Source organism: Vibrio sp. 10N.239.312.D08 (assembly GCF_041466145.1).
Classification (GTDB): Bacteria; Pseudomonadota; Gammaproteobacteria; order Enterobacterales; family Vibrionaceae; genus Vibrio; species Vibrio crassostreae_C.
On sequence record NZ_JBFSSD010000006.1, the window covers coordinates 79,562 to 97,309 of the forward strand.

The window sequence follows — 17,748 nt, forward strand, 5'->3', positions numbered from 1 at the left end:
GCGGTTTATTTAAATTGTTCTTTTGGCAGAGACTAAAAATGCATGATGAGCTGAGCAGAAGCCCCGTAGTTATTATCTTTGCCTACTTGTGCCGCTAAATCGAATCCAAAGATACCGAATGGTTTAAAGCCTAAGCCTACAGTGGCTAGGTCATCTGCATAGTTAGTTAAACTATGCATATAGCCTAAACGAAGTTGAGCCCAACTGAATGCATCAAGCTCAGCGCCCACTTTTGCATACTGAGTTTTGTAGTCGTACTCTTTAAAGTGCTTGACGGCGTTTAAATCAATATCCGCTGTAAGGTTGTACCACGATTTATCATAGGAAATACCTAATACATATTCTGGTTCAACAAGTACCGTTGCTTTTTGTCCCATGTGAGTTTTAGTTTTTAGCTTTTGTGACAGGAGGTTCTTAGCAGACAACCCAATAATGGTGTTATCTCCCCATTCATAAGCAGCACCAAAATCTATGTTGAATGCGGATTTTTCTACGTAATCCTCTTCAATATCAAAGTCGTCATCTAAATCATCCAGTGTTTCAACGTAGTTCAGACCATAAATTCGTTGGTATTTGGGTGAAATACCCAACATAAAATCGTGTTCTTGAAAAGTAAATGTATCAGCAAAAGTAAAACCTACATCAACAATTGCTATACCAACCGCTTGACCACTTGAGAGCAGTTCTGAATCTGTAGGGTTATCATTTTGTAAGTCATCATCATTCACATTGAATCTAGCAATGGTGGCTACTTGAGATTTAATGAAGAAGTTGGTGCTCAGGTGTTTATTTGGAATAGCGAATACTGTACCTAGATTAGCTTCTACGTTTAAGTTTCCGTTATCTAGTTGTTTTAAAGCTTTGCGCCATTCCTCTAATAGTTCTTCATTCCCGGGATCAAATTGCAATCGATCATCAATATCTTTGAAGTGATCCAACTTGTCGATCATGTCATCTGCATCATGACCCCTTGCTCCGAGAACGGGAAGAATTAACCCAAAGTTATCTCCTTCTTTATAACGAGCCGCTAAAGCAGGATTATGAAAACTGGATGTTAGGTAAGAGGCTGACGCAGCTCCAGTGCTGCCCATGCCAACACTTCTTGTATCGAAAGAAGTCATTGCAAAACTAGACGCAGAGAAGGTACTGATTATTGTGAGGAATAGTTTAGAGTATTTCATATTTAAGCCGATGTTTTTATACGGAAGAATATAGGCTATGGGTGATTTGACTTTAGTTCCATAAAATAACCATTTATAAAGTAAGGGGATATTGCGAGGTGTTACGGTTGGAAATGTTGATAAGTGTGGTGAATGGTTTTAGATCTTTCTAAGGTGTTGATATCTAAAAATTGAATAGATATATGATAACTCTTCTTCTTGACTGAACTCAGAGCTTAATCCACACTACTGTCAACTTATCCTGACACCTATAATAGGACTATTTGTGCGTCTTGAAGTATTGTGTGAAGACAGACTCGGCTTAACGCGTGAGTTGCTCGATATCTTGGCCTCAAAAAGCATTGATTTAAGAGGAATCGAAATTGATGTTAAAGGTATTATTTATCTAAACTGCCCTGATATTGATTTTGATGCTTTTAGTGAACTTATGGCTGAAATTCGCCGAATTTCAGGTGTGAAGGATGTACGTAAAATCCAATTTATGCCAAGCGAAAGGCATAACACAGAGCTGATTGCTCTGCTGGCAAACCTACCTGATCCTGTGATTGCGATTGACCTTAAAGGCTCAGTCGATATGGCTAACCACGCCGCATTGAGCCTCTTCAACAAACAAGAAGATGAAGTCATCGGTGAACCGCTCGCGACGTTTGTTCCTAGTTTTAACTTTGCTCGTTGGATCGAAGGCGATGTAACGCGCCATCGTGAAGTTGTCGTGTTAGATGGCTTAGATTTCTCTATTGAGATCCTGCCGATTTACCTTGGTGGTGATGTCAACGAAGCGGTACTGGCAAGCGCAGTAATGACGATTCGTTCTTGTAATCAAGAGATGAACTCGCCAGATTCAATCCCAGAACAGAACAACCTGGGTTTTGAACACTTTGTTGGTGTCTCTAATCGCCATAAAGCCTTGATCAGCCAAGCTAGGAAATTGGCTATGCTGGATCAGCCTCTATTAATTGAAGGCGATACAGGTACGGGTAAAGAGATGCTGGCGAAAGCGTGTCATAACCGTTCAAATCGATCGTCTTTCCCATTCTTGATTCTAAGCTGTGCATCGATGCCTGATGACGTAGCGGAAACGGAATTGTTTGGTCATGCGCCGGGTTCATTCAACCATGAGCAAGGTCATAAAGGCATTTTCGAGCAAGCGAATGGCGGTACGGTATTTTTAGATGAAATTGGCGAGATGAGCCCGCATCTTCAAATCAAGCTGCTGCGTTTCCTACAAGATGGTTCATTCCGTCGTGTTGGTGAAGAAGAAGAGATGCACGCGGATGTTCGTATTATTGCATCAACGCGCCACCGTCTTTCTGAATTAGCCGACTCGGGTTCGTTCCGTGAAGATTTGTTTTACCGCTTGAATGTACTGACTCTGTCTATCCCTGCATTGCGTGAACGCTCAAACGACGTAGTGCCACTGTTGGAACTGTTCGTTGCAAAGTACGCGCAGCAGTTAGGTATGTTAAAACCAAAACTGACTCAAGAGCTGATCGACCAGCTTGGTAATTACCAATGGCCGGGCAACATTCGCCAGTTAGACAACATGGTTCTACGCGCACTAACAGAGTTGGATTCAGACACGCTAACGGTTGAGCAATTCCATTTGCCACAGCTTGAAACAATGACGGCTGGAATGGCGAACCTGAGCTTAGATGGCTCGCTCGATGAAATAATGAAAGACTATGAATCTCAGATTCTAGAGAAGCTTTATCAGTCTTTCCCATCAAGCCGTAAGCTAGCAAAACGTTTGAATGTATCTCATACCTCAATTGCGAATAAGCTTCGTGATTATGGTATCAGAAAGAACTGATCGAATAAGAACAAGATTATGGAAGATTTGAGTACACCAGAGCGCATTTATAAGCATGATGGTAATCTGATTCTACGTACGGCTGAAATTGATGACGCTGGCATGATAAGCGAGTACTTTCAGGTTAACAGAGAGTACCTGAAACCTTGGGAACCGATTCGCGAAGACGCGTTCTTTGATAGAGCGAGTTGGGCGCAGCGACTGATCAAGTTAAACGAGCTTCATAAAATGGGGCTAGGCTATTACTGTTTACTGATTAACGCTGACTCTAATGAAATGTTAGGCACCATATCGTTCAGTAATTTGTCTCGTTTCCCGTTCTACGCTTGTAATGTCGGTTACTCATTGGCGCAAAGTGCACAGGGCCACGGTTACATGCGCAGAGGTTTGAACATGGCCAAAGACTACATGTTTGATGTGCAGAACATGCACCGCTTAATGGCGGGCTACATGCCTCACAACGAACGCAGTGCTGGTGTATTAGAACATCTTGGTTTTGTCCGAGAAGGTTTTGCTAAAGACTACCTACAGATTAACGGTAAATGGGAAGACCATATACTGACGGCATTAGTTAACCCAAACTGGGAAGATAGACGCGCTGTATAGAGATCAATAGTCATTAGGCGTAAGTACCAATTAAGCGTAAATACAGATTTAGAGGCAGTGACGACATAGATAAAATGAAACCGTCACTGCATCAAAAAGAACAGATAGGCATGGTAAATCCATCAGCCTGAGAAGATATTTGAGGAATTTTGATGTCATACACAACTTTGGACGAATACCAAAGAAAATGGATTTTCACACACCAGTCAATGCCGCTGCCGGCAGAGGACTTGGAAAAGATTAAGCCAATGACACAGGCGAGAGCATCTCAGTTCTGGAAAGAGAACGTGAGCCCTCAAAGTCCAGACGCAGAACGACTGAGCTCGCAAGACTGGCCAAGCAAAGCATCGAACTGGAATGAAGAGATCAGCTGGATGGCGCATTGGGAAGCGGATGAGCCAGAAATGCCAGAAGAAATTCTTAACTTTATTGATTGGCAAGATGACGTAACTGTTTATTTTTGTTACGAAAAATACAATGTTCTTGAAACTAAATGGGCGATTTTCAAGAAGCATTGGAAGAACTTCTTGTTCTACGATGATGGCCCGATTTTAATTGGTCGCCGTCGTTCAGAAGCCCTTTGGTTTGCTACCAATGGCAAGGTAAAAATCGGTAACCGTGCTTAACCTCGGTGTGATTTAATCGAGTGAGTGTTTGTGTTTCGAACAACAGATAGACAAACAAAAAGCGAGCATTGAGCTCGCTTTTTTTGTGCCTAATGATCTTCGAAGAACATGGGGAAATACCCATTGTTTGAGCCCAGCTAAAGGTGACCATTTTCATGTGTTTAAAGTGGGTAAATTACGAAATTGAGATCGCTATCTCATTGGGTTAGTTGAAGTTTTATGGGGTTGAGCTATCTTTATATTACTGCCTTAGTGGAGGTGAAGTATTATGATTTGGGATACTCTCGAACGTGTAAATAAACTTCGCAAGGAAGCAATGGAGGATCCAGAGTTTTTGGATTCAGCAAAAATGCATGAGGAATGGCTTTTAAGCGAAACTCATAATCAATTGAACAAAGGAGCGAAAGAGAAGAAACCGAAAAAACTATCTGACATTTATGAAAATACAGATTTTCCTATCAACCCAACTGGAACCAAACATTAACAATGATGAACTGCAACACGGCTAAGGCTCTTAACCAAAAAGCTATAAGTCGATTACACATACCAGCCTTAAGCCACCAATAAAAAAGCCACTTTCAACGAATCGAAAGTGGCTTTTTCTTTTCTTGCTAGCTTCTTTACCATTAGCAACGAAAGCTAATCGTTTTCAAACCTAGTTATTGATTAGGCTTAATCCGCTTGGTAACGCATCACCAAACACACGCTTAGATTCACTCTCAGAAAGCTCAGTCACTTCACTCACTAGTGTTAACCATGAGTCAGGTACCTTGCTTTGCTTAAGCTTCTCAATCACTTGATTGCGATAGTCGTCAGAGATATCAAACTGACGGTCACCGGTTTTTCGACAAATCATCACCGCTGCGAAGGCGATCATCTGCTCTTTCTGCCAGTTTTGTTCAAGCAGTTTTGGTAACCACTGTTCAGCTTGCTCTCTAGGAATTACGCTGTGTTGGCTGCCATACAAAGGCGTTCTTGATGCTAATCGTCCTAGCGCCCACCAGTGAGCCTGTTCAAATTGGTTATGGTTGATCGCTTTGCTTAAGAACCAACTTGCCAGCAGCACTTTGTCTTCAACCTCAAGTTGCTCAAGTGACGCCGCTAAACGGACCATGGCTTCATAACCATTATCTTGCGCATCTTTGGCTGTCTTAGGGTTCTTCATTGCACCTGGGTGAAGGTATTTAGCGATGTCAGCCAAGATACTCTCTTGCTGCTCTTGGTTTAGCCCACCAGCGACACGACGCCAGAATACCCACCAGTCTGTCCAGCCTTGGTGGTTCTTGAACTGAATGTTCTGTTGGTAAAGGCCCCAAATCTGTTCGATACGCCATGAGTCAGTCGGATCGCCAAAGCCAGGACGTAGCGAGTATCCCGCCAAACGTAGCCAGTTCTTCTCGTGTGCTTCTGAGCGGCGACGACGTTTACGACCTAATGAGAAGGTATCAAATAGATGACGAAGGGTCGTGAAGTCCCATTCATCGCGTTTACCTAGTCGCTTCTCAAGATCTTTCGATAGTGTTTTGATCTCTTTCGATTCAGCACTCTTCTTGTTGCCGCTGTACAGGCGAGAAATCAACTCCTTACACTCTTCCAATCTTGGGTGAAGCGCGGAGGTATCAGATTCATCGCCTTGCTTGTTTCTTACTTCAAACTCAAGCAACCAACGCTTAGAGTCATCTTCTATACTCACACACTCCATTTTCAATGTGCCGACTTCGGTTAACTGACAAGCGAGCAGTACTTCAACACGCTCTTTTTGGTTGGCTTGAAGTTCTGCAGTACCTGAGCCTTCCAGCGTAGAAATATACGGTGGGAGAGGGGAGAACAAGTCGGCATCCACATTGACCATCACACCGTTTTGAATGGCGGTGTCATGAGCAATTTGATCGTGTGTTGAAGTCAGAAGATTAAATCGTACTGGCTCACCTAAAGTCAGCGAGAAACGACGGCTGTTCAAGCGTATCTCTTGGCCTTCTTCGGTTCCTTTGGCAAGCAGACAAAGCGCTTTACCCATCTTGTTTTTCTCTTGCAGATGCAAGAAGTAAGAACGGGCAGCACCGCCACCGATTTTCAGCTGTGCACCGCGGCGTGCTTTACCAAAGGCAACCGCGCCAAGGGCAACAGACCAATCTGGATGAGGGTTATCAAGCACTGTGATAGGAGAACCGTTCCAGTTGCCCAGTAGCTGAGTAATTCGCTCTGTTACCAGTTCACTGTTAAACACACCACCATTGAGCAGCACGCCAACTGGAATTGCAGGTTTGGTGTCATCGAACTCAATAGAGTCTGAGTTTTCCAATGCGGCTTTAGACACTTGTTGGTGCGTTGCTAGGAATTCTGCAACGTGCTTACTCACCGCAGGGTCAGCCACGTAAGGCAGACCAAACTCAACCACAGCACTGCGGCGTTTGTCGGGTGTTTCAGTAAACTCAGAAAGCGGGAAGAAACCTTCCAATGCGATTTGATGGACTTCTTGTTTAGTTAAACCAATACTCTTAGTACCGCCAAGCAGTTTTGAACCGCTGCCCAGCATGGTGATCTTTACATCATCGGGCGCATTGGCAGAAAGCAGGCTCTCTTTTGCGGCGCGAGTCTGTTGAATCAGTTTGGTTAGGCTAGAGGCATTCAGCTTTTTGTTTTGATTGAAGCGTTGCTCTGCAAGGTGGGCAAGCGCTAAATCGAGGTTGTCACCACCGAGCATCAAGTGTTCACCAACACCAATACGGTCGAGTGCGAGCTCGTTATTACCGTCGCTGTTCGCATCGAATTTGGCTTCAATTAAGCTTAAATCGGTGGTACCACCTCCAACATCACACACTAGAATCAGTGGGATTTGTTGAAGTTCATCTGCTGCGGTTTGTTGGTGACGGGCATACCAGTCATAACAAACGGCTTGCGGCTCTTCGAGTAATAGAATCTTACCTAAGCCCGCCAGTTCTGCGGCTTCGAGTGTTAGCTTACGTGCTGTCTCATCGAAGGAAGCAGGAACGGTAACCACAACATCTTGGTCTTCCAGCTTGTTGCTCGGGTTACGGTAGTTCCATGCTTGGCGAATGTGGTTGAGGTAGCTTGCACTCGCCACAACTGGCGAGACTTTATCGACATCAGCTGCGCCAGCCCAAGGCAGAATGTCGGAGTTACGATCAACCGCTTGGTGTGATAGCCAACTCTTAGCACTCGATACTTGGCGGCCTTCAACCTTAGCGCCTAATTCACGAGCCCATTCACCGACGATAACGTTCTTAATATCGCCTTCAACGGGGCTTGGTTCCCACGGCATCGTCAGGTCAGAAGGGGAGATTTGACCTTGTGCTGGGTGGTAACGAAAGGATGGAAGTAGGGGCTTGCGAACCACTTCACCGGGGCCGATGAGTTGGTCAATATCGAAAAGAGAAACGGGAGCTTGTTGTAGGTCGTCGTTGATTTCACAGTAAGCGACAACCGTATTGGTTGTACCTAAGTCAATGCCGACTAAAAAACGAGGAGTTGCCATACAAAACCTTATTCTGCCAAAGTGATGACCAGTTAATGGATAATCTTGGTCTTATTATTGTCTTTGGAATGCTTTTAATACAGGGCTAGGGAATCGCATTGATAAAGTAACGGCACCCGTTAAGGTGCCGTTGATTCATTATGCTTGTTCGTTTGAGTCGTTATTCGAGTCTTCACGAACATCGAACTCAACGTGCCACTTCTGACCGTTGTCAGTAGCAATCGCTTCTAGGTGTAAGGTGCCTAGCTCAGTAACGCGAGAAGCCAAAGTCACTGGAACCACTTCACCTTCGCGACGGCCTTCAGAAACCGGCAATGTCACTTGGATTTCAGGAAGCTCATCAAGCTCTTCAGGCGCCCAGTGATCAAGGTGCGTACCCGCTTCATCTTCACGACGAATGGTTGAACCGAAGAACTGGAAGTGTACTGGCTGACCAATCACTAGACCGAATTCTTGGCTAGGTACTTGTACGCTTGAACCTTCTTCCATACCAAATGGTGCAACACACAAAGCTTCCATCGGAGGAGCCATACCTGGGATAGCTGGCATCGCGCTTTCAATTCCTACGTAGTAAGAAGAAGCGATACCACCGCGGATACGAACGCCTTGGCCACGACGAACTGCGCCGTAGTATGAAGCGCCACTTGCAACCGCTAGGTCTAAATCTAAACCTGAAAGCTGTTTTGCGAACTCTTCGTCAGCATTGATCAACCATTCGTTGATCGTATCTGAAAGACGATCAGCAAGTAGGTTCGATTTTAGAACACCACCATTGAACAGGATTGCTGTTGGCTTGATGAAGTCTGCCGCTGGCGCTTCTGACCCTTGCGTACCGGGCATACCGGGCATGTTTGCAAACGGGTTGAAATCTTGCTGAGCCGTTTCGCTATTTCCAAAAAGCGCGTTCGCTTGCTTAGAAAGGAATGCGGCAATGTGACGAGTAATACCTGCGTCTTGAGCGTAAGGCAGACCCATTTGAGTCAGTGCGCCACGCGTCTTTTGTACAGGGTGCTCAGTTACAGCAACTTTAGGGAAGAAGCCGTCCACTAATGTTTGTTGAACTTCTTGCTGAGTCAGTTCTGTTTTCAGTGTTGCGCCAAGCAGTTTAGAACCACGGCTTGGAACAACGATAGGCACAGATTGCAGTTCAGCATCGTTTAGCAGTGCTTCTTTCGCATCACGACATGCGTGAGTCATTGCTTGAACCTGCCAAGGAGCCAGTTCTTTGCCTTCTTGCGCCAGTTTCATCTTCAAGCGGTAAGCCAGTGCTAAGTCCATGTTGTCGCCGCCAAGTAGGATATGTTCACCTACTGCGATACGGTTCAGGCTTAGGTTGCCGTCATCTTGTGTTACTTCAACTAACGAAAGGTCGGTTGTACCACCACCGATATCGACAACAAGAACGATGTCACCAACGTTTACTTCATCACGCCATGTGTCGTTGCTGTTATCAATCCAGCTGTACAGGGCCGCTTGTGGCTCTTCAAGAAGCGTTAGGTGAGTGAAACCAACATTACGTGCAGCTTCTGCTGTTAGGTCACGAGCCGCAGGATCAAACGAAGCTGGAACCGTGATCGTTACATCTTGGTCTGCCAGTTTGTGTTCTGGGTTTGCGTGGTTCCATGCGTCTTTAAGATGCTCAAGGTACAATTCAGTTGTCTTAAGCGGAGATACTTTTTCAACTTCTTCAGGGCTGCCTGCAGGAAGGAAAGCATCGCGACGGTTAACACCACTGTGGCATAACCAAGATTTTGCACTTGCTACCAAACGGATAGGGGTTTTAGAACCAAGGTTACGAGCAATTGCACCCACTAGTGCTTTTGGCTCTGAAGACCAAGGAAGAACGCGAGAGCCCGCATTCATTTCATGTTCGTGCGGTTGGTATAGGAACGAGCCAAGTTGGCTGCGAGTTTCTACTGTACCTGGCGCCGTCAGTTGAGGGATTTGCATCACCTCAACGCGAGCGTCTTCATTTGTTGTGTCGATGAAAGACAAAACGCAGTGTGTGGTACCTAAATCGATACCAACACTGAACTTAGGCGCCTGATGTTGCTCTTGAGAAGATGGTTCTTGTGAATGCTCTTGCGATGAAGAATGGTTTTGGTGTTCCATTATAGCTCCACCTCTGCCGGTGCAATTACAGATGCATCGTAGTTTTCAGCAAGCTTAGGCAGGTTCATGTCAGTTGCTTTCCAACCTTTGTGAACTAGTGTGCCGTTGAATGGTGCATTGCCCGTTACGTTGCCAGTTAGGCGAATTTCTTGAGGGTTGAAACCTTCAGCGATAGTGATACGTGTTTCTTCATCTTCAGTGCGGATGTGAGACAGCGTTACGTAATCAGCCAATACTTTTTGACCGCCAGTGTGAATAACACGAGCTGCTGCGCCAACTTCTTCATCAGAGAATGACGTTAGGTCTTCTTTTAAGAAGTCGATAAGGCGCGCTTCTTGCTGCATGATAGACAGTAGCTGCATTGCAGAGTCTGTTGGTGCTGTAGCAAGCTTAGATTCAACTTCTACTACTTTTTCGATCACACGTTCAACTTCTACTACTTTCTCTACTTCGACAATTTTCTCAACTGGCTTTTCAACTTCAACGACCTTTTCTACTGGTTTTTCTACGACTTTCTCAACCACTTTGGTTTTACGAGAAACGGCAATTAACAGTAGTAAAACGCTTGATGCAGTTAGGCCTGCGTGAAGCATATCAAACGTTTGTGGGATTAGGTTCAAATCAACGATCATAGTGATTTCTCTTTAAAATTGATTTAACGGTATATTCGTCGGTTCAAAGGAATATACAGGTTGGAAAGAAACTCATTGGCACTAAGCCGAAACGGTCACTTTCAAGCTATAAATATGGATGGATACTAGCATATTCAAGGCTTAAGAGTGGTATTTAATGTTTTTAATCAAGTGGGTTTTTGGTGTGTTAGCTTGAAATTTAGCCGAGATTCGGTCGAATATTGGTCGTCGATGTGAGGGCAAGGTAAACAATGCCCGTTTTATGTCAGTTTTAAGACTAAACAGAAATGGAGCATGATTCCCTTCCGTTATATACTTTTAACTCATTAGAGACTATTTGGAAGCCACATGCCGCACACTACCGACCCCATAACAGGGTTGAAGAAACGAACTTTGCCGTTAGTTGTCTTTTTTGCCACATTTTTGATGACGGTGTTGTGTTTTGTTTTGGTTGCGGCGAATCAAAATAGGTCTTTGAATGAGAATCTGGATAGCTTTGCTCAGCATCAAACGCTCAGTTTAAAAGCGTTTATTGATAACGATGTTGCTTATATCGGTTCCGGTGCGAATTTTTTCTATTCTAATGATGTCGATAGTCGGGATCGATTTGATCGTTTTGCTCAGCAAACGATTAACGGTTCGAAAAGCCTGATCGGATTGCAGTGGATGCAAAAAGTAGCGGTAGAAGATCTTGCCGAGCACACCGCCAAAATGAAAGCTCAATACCCATCCTATAGAATGTTTACTATCCCTAAACATGGGCCAAAAACTTATGGTTATGTCTTGGATGGCGAGCCCGTATTTATCGCGACAGATATTTATCCGAATGATCCAGTGAACAACGGTGTTTTGGGTTTTTACTCTTCTCGTGAGCGGTTTAACCTGGTCATTGATAACATTAAAAAAACACGTGAAGCGAATATTTCAGACAAAGTTCGTCTGTTGCAAGACGGTTTAGACAGCAACACACCTAAGAGCGGAATGTTGGTGTATCACCCTGTCTTTGAGGGAGAGAGTGACAACTTACTCGGCGTTGTAATTGGTGTTGTTCGTACCACATATTATTTTGAGAAACTTCTGGCATCTACTGTCGGCGATATGGACGTTTATGTGCGTGTTACCGATAGCGGTTTTGAAGCTGAAGATGCCCCGATAATGTTCGAAACCAATGGTTATGAAGCGGTAACTGGGCAGCACATTACAAAGACGATTACATTAACTAACCGTGAATGGATTATCGACTTCAAGATAGATGCATGTATTTCATTTAATGGTTACTTAGTGTTGGCGGGAATCGGCATAGTTGGTACCACTATCTCATTGCTGCTTGCTTATATTGTGAACCTGCAAATTAGAGAGAAAGAGCGCTTGTATCAAATGCTTGATAAAAGAACAGAAGAGCTTCGTTTTCTAGCCAACCACGACAGCCTGACCGAGGTTTATAACCGACGTGCTTTCAATAAGATGTTAGATAAAGCGATACAGCGAAATGAACCCTTTAGTCTCATCGGATTTGATGTCGACAAGTTCAAAGGCATTAACGACCAATTCGGTCACCCTGCAGGGGATGCTTTACTCATTCATGTAATTAAATTGATTTCAGTGAGCTTGAAAGAGGGGGATAACCTGTTTCGTATAGGTGGAGATGAGTTCTGTATCATTTCTAGTATTACAAACCATGAAGCCCTAGAACGATACTTACAATGTATTCTAAGAACAGTGAGCCAGTCTCATTGTGAGCACAAAGGTCGACAGCTCAGTTGTACTTTGAGTATTGGTGCTGCTATTTACGCTAATGAAAACACGGAAGAGATTCTGCAAAAAACAGACAGTATGCTCTATCAAAGTAAGTCGAATGGCCGAAATCGAGTGACAATTGCAGGCTAAATGAGCACTTGATACAACTAGGGTCGAGTTCTGTATTGGGCTCATGTACAATTTCACAAAATTTTTGACGAGAGAATTAGGCGACGTATGAATCACAATCGAGTTGTGTGTTTCGATTTGGAAATGTGCTGTTGGAGCGAAGACGGTGTGGGAACAACAGGAGAGATCATTGAAGTTGGTCTTGCTGAGATTGATCTCGCATCCGGTACTATCGTGAAGCGAGCACAATACTACGTTAAGCCAGAGAAAGACGAAGTCTCTCTATTCTGTGCCGAGTTAACGGGCATTACACCTCGTAAAATCGAAAAGCAGGGTCGCCCATTAGAGTCTGTCATCAAGTCGATGATTAAGAACTTTGGTGGTCCCAAAAAAATCTACGCAGCGTGGGGACGTGACGACCTTATCTTACACAAAGAGTGTATTGAAAAAGGCATCGAGCCTCCGTTTAGCGAGTTCTTAAACATCGCAACGCTTTACCGTGTTCAGAATCGTTTGAAAGACAAACGCATTGGTCACCGCGCTGCTCAAGAAGCCAAAAATATTGAGTGGGAAGGTCGTCAGCACTCGGGTTATGTCGATGCTTATAATCTTGCGAAACTCACATTAACTATGTTGTAGCTAAATTTTTAGCTCCTCTCAGCCCTGTTTAGTCAGCTTTCAGTTTACCGATTCAAAAAAGCGACCGGTTTCTTAACCCGTCGCTTTTATTTATTTCAGTTTCCAATTCATTATTTCAGGCACTAATTTTCGCCTAAAACACTTAACTTACTCTTGATGAAGTCACAGTGGTCGACGTAGAGCAGTTCTGCTGTTTTGCGGATCACAGAATCTTCGATAGGGTCAATTTCCCCGTCGGCATGCGCTACTTCCCACATCGCTTTGATTAAGTCGATTCGCACTGGCTGAGATAGGTCTCTGAGTTGCGATGTAAAGTCATACAGCGATACTGATTGCTCTACTTTCGGCTCTGCTTGCGCGAGCAGTACCTTTGCTTGTTCTTCATCTAAATCCAGCAAACGCTGCAGAAGCTGTAGCTTAGCGACTCTTTCTGATTCATTGATCTGATGGTCGGCACCCGCGACTTCACACAACAAACTCGCGATGGCGATATTAGGTGATGTGCCTTGGTTTTTGCTTAGGTCCTGGCCTTCAATCAATTGTTTAAACATTGATGTGAGAGAATTGAACATAACGAGCTCCAGTTAAAATTTGTATCGAGTTCCGTAACGCTGATAGCTATCAACTATAACCATAAGCATAACTATTGGGTCTACAGAGTGTGATCGCAAGCGTCTTTACTAAAAACTGACATTACGGATACGCGAGCGATAAGGAGCATTTTATCAATCGGGCTCTGGGAAACGGGTAATTTTACCGTCGCCACTGAGTGTCGTGATCGATTGCGGTTTCCCATCAGTGTCTAGCCTCAATTCTCCAATCGCACTGCGGTTTGAAAGGCGATAGAAGGTCTGATTGTCAGGGCTTCGCTTTTCGATCTTCAAGCGTTTACGTTTAGTGAAGTAGTTCAAAACTGAGCGAGGGCTGTATAACAGGCGGTCCCATACATCGCAGAATTTAAGCAGCGGAGCAGGGAACTGATTTTTAATACCACTGCAGGTGATTTGATAGATGTTCGGGCTGTTGCGACGATACCTAAGCTTGATGTCATAAGCGAAGGAGTAGTGAACATCGCCAGAAAGTACCACGAAGTTGGTCGGTGTTTTGGTATGGGTAAAGATGCTAATCAGCGTATTAGCACTGCCCGGATGTGCCATCCAGTTTTCAGCGTCAATCACTAATGGCTTGCCGATTGTGGTCGCCATCTTTTGCAGTGTTTCAATAAACTTCACGCCAAACATCGGTGCAGCAGAAACGATCACCACTTTATCTTGATTCATTAACTGATGTTGAAACTCAATCAAGGCTTCCCAGTCCATTAAACCTGAAGGCTTGTTCATGCGTGACTCTGAACGCCAACGACGCGTACGAGTATCCAACACAATGACTTTGGGTGAGGTATCTATTGTGTAATGCCACTCTTCAAAGCGACTCAGCATCTCAATAAAGGCTTGATGCTTGTCTGGCTCGATGTTGCCAATAGAGTGAGTAGTCGCTGCATTGCCGCCTTCATTATGAGTTTGTTTACTAATGCGCGGTTGTTTAGTAATGAGCGGTTGAGCGACAAAAAGCTGTTTTGCTTGCTCGATAAACGTTTCATCGAAGCTCTCCGGTTTGTTACCCCAACCTTGACACATCCAGTAAGCCGCAAGGCCGTTACCAATGACTTGGGTCGCGAACTGGTTTTGGTCGACGGCATGCTCCCAACCCACGGTAAGGTTCCAATCATCCGTCACATCGTGATCATCGAAGATCATGTACGTTGGAATATGCGCGAACAGACGTTGCACTTGCGGTAAGCCAGCAATGAAATCATCCATGATGACGCTTTCATCACGCCATTGTTGCTGCTCAGTCGGTGTTAATTGGCGTCCACCTTGAGTGAAGTTATTCTCAATTAAACGCTCTCGATTGACGCATTGCCACAGTGTCGGAGACCAAACCAATAAGTACATCGCGATAAACTCAGACAGCGTGACTAAGTGGTTTTCACAATCGGTAGAGCTAAAAATCGGCACGCCACGATTCGGGAAGAACTTATCGAGCATGGATTCTGAAGCGGTGTGGTGCGGTAAATAGTGATGACGCTGATATAGGTGATATTCACTGCTATACAGCGCGTCACTGCTGTTGATTTGCTTAATTTGCGAGTCAGTCGGTAAGCTCTCACCTACAAGGCCAAGCAGTTGAATCACCTGCTGAATAGCATCAAGTGTTGGCCCTGCCACATGGTCGGCGTAGATCTGATCGCCGCTCATCATCAGCATGTCAGGTCTTTCAGCGACGCTTTGATCGGCTATCTTGTTATCGGCTGCGACTAAGCTGTCTTTGCTTGGATGATGCGGGTTACGGCAAGAGCCATGAAGAATGTAATCAGCCGAGGTCGATATCTTAAACTCAACGCGAGATTTACCGTTGTAAACAAGGTGAGGGGCGAGCTCTTTTAGTGAACCTGACTCAGTGTGAATATCATATTCAAGCCGCGTATTAGTCGGGAACTCACCTTGTAAGCGAATTAGCGTTATCCACGCATGTGTACCGATTTGAATCGAATCATGTTCTTCAAGCGATGAGGTATAAAACGGCTGGTCTTGTGCTGCTTCAGAATCGTCTATTTCTTGAGTATGAAGCTCGGCTCTGCCTGTAAGAGGCGAGCTGGTGGCTAACCAAAGTACTACTTCAGTCGCGGTGGTTTTTCTTAAAATGGGTCCGGCGAGTAACAGGGGAAGAGATGATGTCGTAGAGGGTTTCAATACGGTACCTAAAATCGTTGGTGGCTAGTCGTCGTGGTGTTCTTTTGTTTCGAGCTTGTTCGTGTCTGGCTTTGTGGTTCCAAGCGTTGATGCTTCAAATTCTACTGAGTCAGATTCTGTTGATTCAAGAACTTCGATAACTTCTGAGCTAGAAAGTTCATGGCCCATTAGAAATATTGCCAATAGGGCATCGGCTTTGGTCTTGGTATCGGAAGGCTCGTCTAATAACAGTTCGAGCTTTTCTCGAATCATAGCAATCTCGTGCTCAACAAAGCCACGGCCTTCTTCATCCCCTTGATTGTCTTCAGGGGCACTATCGAATTCAAGAAATAGCATGTCACCGTCTAGGTTGGTATCCACCAAACGCTCAGGCAACCACGCCTCACCCATAACAATATCTGGATCGGAATCTTTGGGTAAGTGATCTATAATGTTTTGTAATTCGGAGACTTTCACAATACTTTCATTTAACCGAGAATATTCTACATTGTAACGGTCAATGCCGAGCAAACCTAAAAATAGTTAGCCGTCATGGTTAATAAATGTCTAATCAGTAACACAATATTTTTTCAAAGAGTAATTACACAAGAATGAAGCTCAAATATTTACCGACTCTTCCTTCATCTGGATTGGTTTTACTAGGTAGCGCTTTCCTAAGTGGCATTTTCGTAAGTGCTAATGCGTGGGCCGCTGAAGAGCAAGAGTGGGGCATCGCTGCAATGTTCCGTACAGCAAGCATCCCTTATGACACGTCTGGTGGCGACCAATCGGTTAGCTCATTCGTACCGATGCTGTTTTTCAAGAACGATTATGTGTTTATTGACGGTACTGAGATGGGGGCATACCTCTATCAAACTGACGATGAGAAGTGGTCTTTCAATGCTATCTCTCGCATGCGCTTTATTGATATTCCTGCATCTGAGCAGAACGCGATTGAAGGCGATACGGCGGACTTTGGTGCTCAACTGACCTACCAACTTGATGATTATTGGTCTGTCGAGACGGAGTTAATGAGCGACAGTGAATACAACTTCCACGGTAACTTACGAGCTAAAGCCAAGTATGAAACTGGAGATTGGGAGTTTTACCCGAGCGCGACGCTGCGTTATAAAAGTGCTGATTTCAACAGTGAGTATTACTCCGCATCTAATGAAACCATTGGTGCTGGTGTTGACTTAAATGTTGGTGTTGAAACGCGTTACCATGTGGTTTCTAACTTGTACTTATTGGGTTCAACCAGTGTGACTCGATTGGACGATAACGCTTACGATTCTTCGATTGTTGAAGACCGTTATCAGGGGGAATTGTACCTTGGCTTTGGTTTCTTTAACGACAAAGAGAAAGCGCCAAAACCTAAACTGAGCAATGCGCCGTACTTACGTGTCGCACACGGCTGGGGAACGCCATCCAATATTGGCGACATCATGAAGTTCAATAGAGAAAAAGACGAATACAACAACCAGTTGACCTCGTTCTTCTATGGACACCCATTAACTGATGAGATCTTCGGCTTGCCATTGGATATCTATTTGACCCCAGGTATTGCCCACCACTGGAGCTCAGACGTTCAATCAAGCAGCACCGAATACATTATCGCAATCAAAGCGTATTACACCTTTGATTGGCCAACTCAGTGGCGTTTTGGTGTGGCAGAAGGTATGTCTTACATCGATTCGATTACCTACATCGAAGGCTCTGAGATGGAGCGTAAAGGCTACACAGCCAGTCATCTGTTGAACTACTTAGACTTCTCATTCGATGTCAACGTTGGCGACTTGATTGGCAAGAATGACTTGAACAACTTATGGTTCGGTTATTCATTGCATCACCGTTCTGCAATCTTTGAAAAATCCTCTCAGTATGGTCGTATCAAAGGCGGTAGTAACTACAACACGGTTTACTTCCAATATGAGTTTTAAGCGCAGTTTTTAACGTTAGCTTTAAACCAGAGTTTACTAAGTACGACTTACATTTGACCGCGCTTTCATAGCTCCTGCGAGTGTTAGCGAGATTAATCAGCCTGATAG

General features: G+C 44.5%; 14 protein-coding genes. 7 read left to right on the plus strand and 7 right to left on the minus strand.

All coding sequences use genetic code 11. The features are described 5' to 3' along the window. Positions 1-32: 32 nt before the first annotated feature. On the minus strand, positions 33-1,181 hold the full coding sequence (gene traF / locus AB6D58_RS05125; protein WP_372156600.1) for a conjugal transfer protein TraF: 1,149 nt from the start codon (positions 1,179-1,181) through the stop codon (positions 33-35). A 265-nt stretch (positions 1,182-1,446) separates the two neighbouring features. On the opposite strand from traF, the gene tyrR reads away from it, so the two are divergent. From tyrR to AB6D58_RS05145, 4 genes are all read left to right on the plus strand, one after another. Further along, positions 1,447-2,991 carry a transcriptional regulator TyrR gene (tyrR, locus tag AB6D58_RS05130; protein ID WP_372156602.1) on the plus strand — a complete coding sequence of 515 codons (1,545 nt, stop codon included), beginning with the start codon at positions 1,447-1,449 and terminating at the stop codon, positions 2,989-2,991. A gap of 18 nt (positions 2,992-3,009) precedes the next feature. Further along, positions 3,010-3,597, plus strand: coding sequence for a ribosomal protein S5-alanine N-acetyltransferase (gene rimJ / locus AB6D58_RS05135; protein WP_065584184.1), 588 nt, complete (start codon positions 3,010-3,012; stop codon positions 3,595-3,597). Positions 3,598-3,749: 152 nt separating this feature from the next. Then, positions 3,750-4,223: a DUF2947 domain-containing protein gene (locus AB6D58_RS05140; RefSeq protein WP_017060433.1), complete on the plus strand. Its 474-nt coding sequence runs from the start codon at positions 3,750-3,752 to the stop codon at positions 4,221-4,223. A 268-nt stretch (positions 4,224-4,491) separates the two neighbouring features. Then, entirely contained in the window at positions 4,492-4,707 is a 216-nt protein-coding gene (locus AB6D58_RS05145; RefSeq protein ID WP_102394306.1) for a hypothetical protein, read from the plus strand. Between the two features lie 171 nt (positions 4,708-4,878). On the opposite strand, the gene AB6D58_RS05150 is transcribed toward AB6D58_RS05145, so the two are convergent. The 3 genes from AB6D58_RS05150 to AB6D58_RS05160 form a co-directional block, all read right to left on the minus strand. Next, positions 4,879-7,719: an Hsp70 family protein gene (locus tag AB6D58_RS05150; protein WP_372156604.1), complete on the minus strand. Its 2,841-nt coding sequence runs from the start codon at positions 7,717-7,719 to the stop codon at positions 4,879-4,881. Between the two features lie 138 nt (positions 7,720-7,857). After that, positions 7,858-9,831, minus strand: a complete 1,974-nt coding sequence (locus tag AB6D58_RS05155) for an Hsp70 family protein (RefSeq protein WP_372156606.1) — start codon at positions 9,829-9,831, stop codon at positions 7,858-7,860. Next, positions 9,831-10,463 (minus strand): DUF2760 domain-containing protein, encoded by a 633-nt coding sequence (locus tag AB6D58_RS05160; protein ID WP_017060436.1) that lies wholly within the window; start codon positions 10,461-10,463, stop codon positions 9,831-9,833. The genes AB6D58_RS05155 and AB6D58_RS05160 overlap by 1 nt, the downstream gene beginning before the upstream one ends. 348 nt (positions 10,464-10,811) lie before the next feature. Here AB6D58_RS05160 and AB6D58_RS05165 point away from each other — a divergent pair, with 348 nt between their 5' ends. Then, positions 10,812-12,350, plus strand: a complete 1,539-nt coding sequence (locus AB6D58_RS05165) for a diguanylate cyclase domain-containing protein (protein WP_372156608.1) — start codon at positions 10,812-10,814, stop codon at positions 12,348-12,350. An 87-nt stretch (positions 12,351-12,437) separates the two neighbouring features. Continuing rightward, complete coding sequence (locus AB6D58_RS05170) at positions 12,438-12,968, plus strand: 3'-5' exonuclease (RefSeq protein WP_017068784.1); 531 nt, start codon at positions 12,438-12,440, stop codon at positions 12,966-12,968. A 122-nt stretch (positions 12,969-13,090) separates the two neighbouring features. Here the strand turns inward: AB6D58_RS05170 and AB6D58_RS05175 are convergent, their stop codons facing one another. From AB6D58_RS05175 to AB6D58_RS05185, 3 genes are all read right to left on the minus strand, one after another. Beyond that, positions 13,091-13,540, minus strand: coding sequence for a TerB family tellurite resistance protein (locus AB6D58_RS05175; RefSeq protein WP_017060439.1), 450 nt, complete (start codon positions 13,538-13,540; stop codon positions 13,091-13,093). A gap of 153 nt (positions 13,541-13,693) precedes the next feature. Further along, positions 13,694-15,721 carry an alkaline phosphatase family protein gene (locus tag AB6D58_RS05180; protein ID WP_372156610.1) on the minus strand — a complete coding sequence of 676 codons (2,028 nt, stop codon included), beginning with the start codon at positions 15,719-15,721 and terminating at the stop codon, positions 13,694-13,696. Between the two features lie 24 nt (positions 15,722-15,745). Beyond that, the gene (locus AB6D58_RS05185) at positions 15,746-16,231 is read right to left on the minus strand and encodes a hypothetical protein (protein WP_372156612.1); all 486 of its coding nucleotides are present in this window, start codon (positions 16,229-16,231) and stop codon (positions 15,746-15,748) included. A gap of 80 nt (positions 16,232-16,311) precedes the next feature. Here AB6D58_RS05185 and AB6D58_RS05190 point away from each other — a divergent pair, with 80 nt between their 5' ends. Then, complete coding sequence (locus tag AB6D58_RS05190; protein ID WP_017068787.1) at positions 16,312-17,640, plus strand: MipA/OmpV family protein; 1,329 nt, start codon at positions 16,312-16,314, stop codon at positions 17,638-17,640. Positions 17,641-17,748 lie beyond the last annotated feature (108 nt).

Coding starts and splice junctions, on each gene's coding strand:
- traF (WP_372156600.1), bottom strand. CDS start 1,181: ATGAAATACTCTAAACTATTCCTCACAATAATCAGTACCTTCTCTGCG.
- rimJ (WP_065584184.1), top strand. CDS start 3,010: ATGGAAGATTTGAGTACACCAGAGCGCATTTATAAGCATGATGGTAAT.
- AB6D58_RS05140 (WP_017060433.1), top strand. CDS start 3,750: ATGTCATACACAACTTTGGACGAATACCAAAGAAAATGGATTTTCACA.
- AB6D58_RS05145 (WP_102394306.1), top strand. CDS start 4,492: ATGATTTGGGATACTCTCGAACGTGTAAATAAACTTCGCAAGGAAGCA.
- AB6D58_RS05150 (WP_372156604.1), bottom strand. CDS start 7,719: ATGGCAACTCCTCGTTTTTTAGTCGGCATTGACTTAGGTACAACCAAT.
- AB6D58_RS05155 (WP_372156606.1), bottom strand. CDS start 9,831: ATGGAACACCAAAACCATTCTTCATCGCAAGAGCATTCACAAGAACCA.
- AB6D58_RS05160 (WP_017060436.1), bottom strand. CDS start 10,463: ATGATCGTTGATTTGAACCTAATCCCACAAACGTTTGATATGCTTCAC.
- AB6D58_RS05165 (WP_372156608.1), top strand. CDS start 10,812: ATGCCGCACACTACCGACCCCATAACAGGGTTGAAGAAACGAACTTTG.
- AB6D58_RS05170 (WP_017068784.1), top strand. CDS start 12,438: ATGAATCACAATCGAGTTGTGTGTTTCGATTTGGAAATGTGCTGTTGG.
- AB6D58_RS05175 (WP_017060439.1), bottom strand. CDS start 13,540: ATGTTCAATTCTCTCACATCAATGTTTAAACAATTGATTGAAGGCCAG.
- AB6D58_RS05190 (WP_017068787.1), top strand. CDS start 16,312: ATGAAGCTCAAATATTTACCGACTCTTCCTTCATCTGGATTGGTTTTA.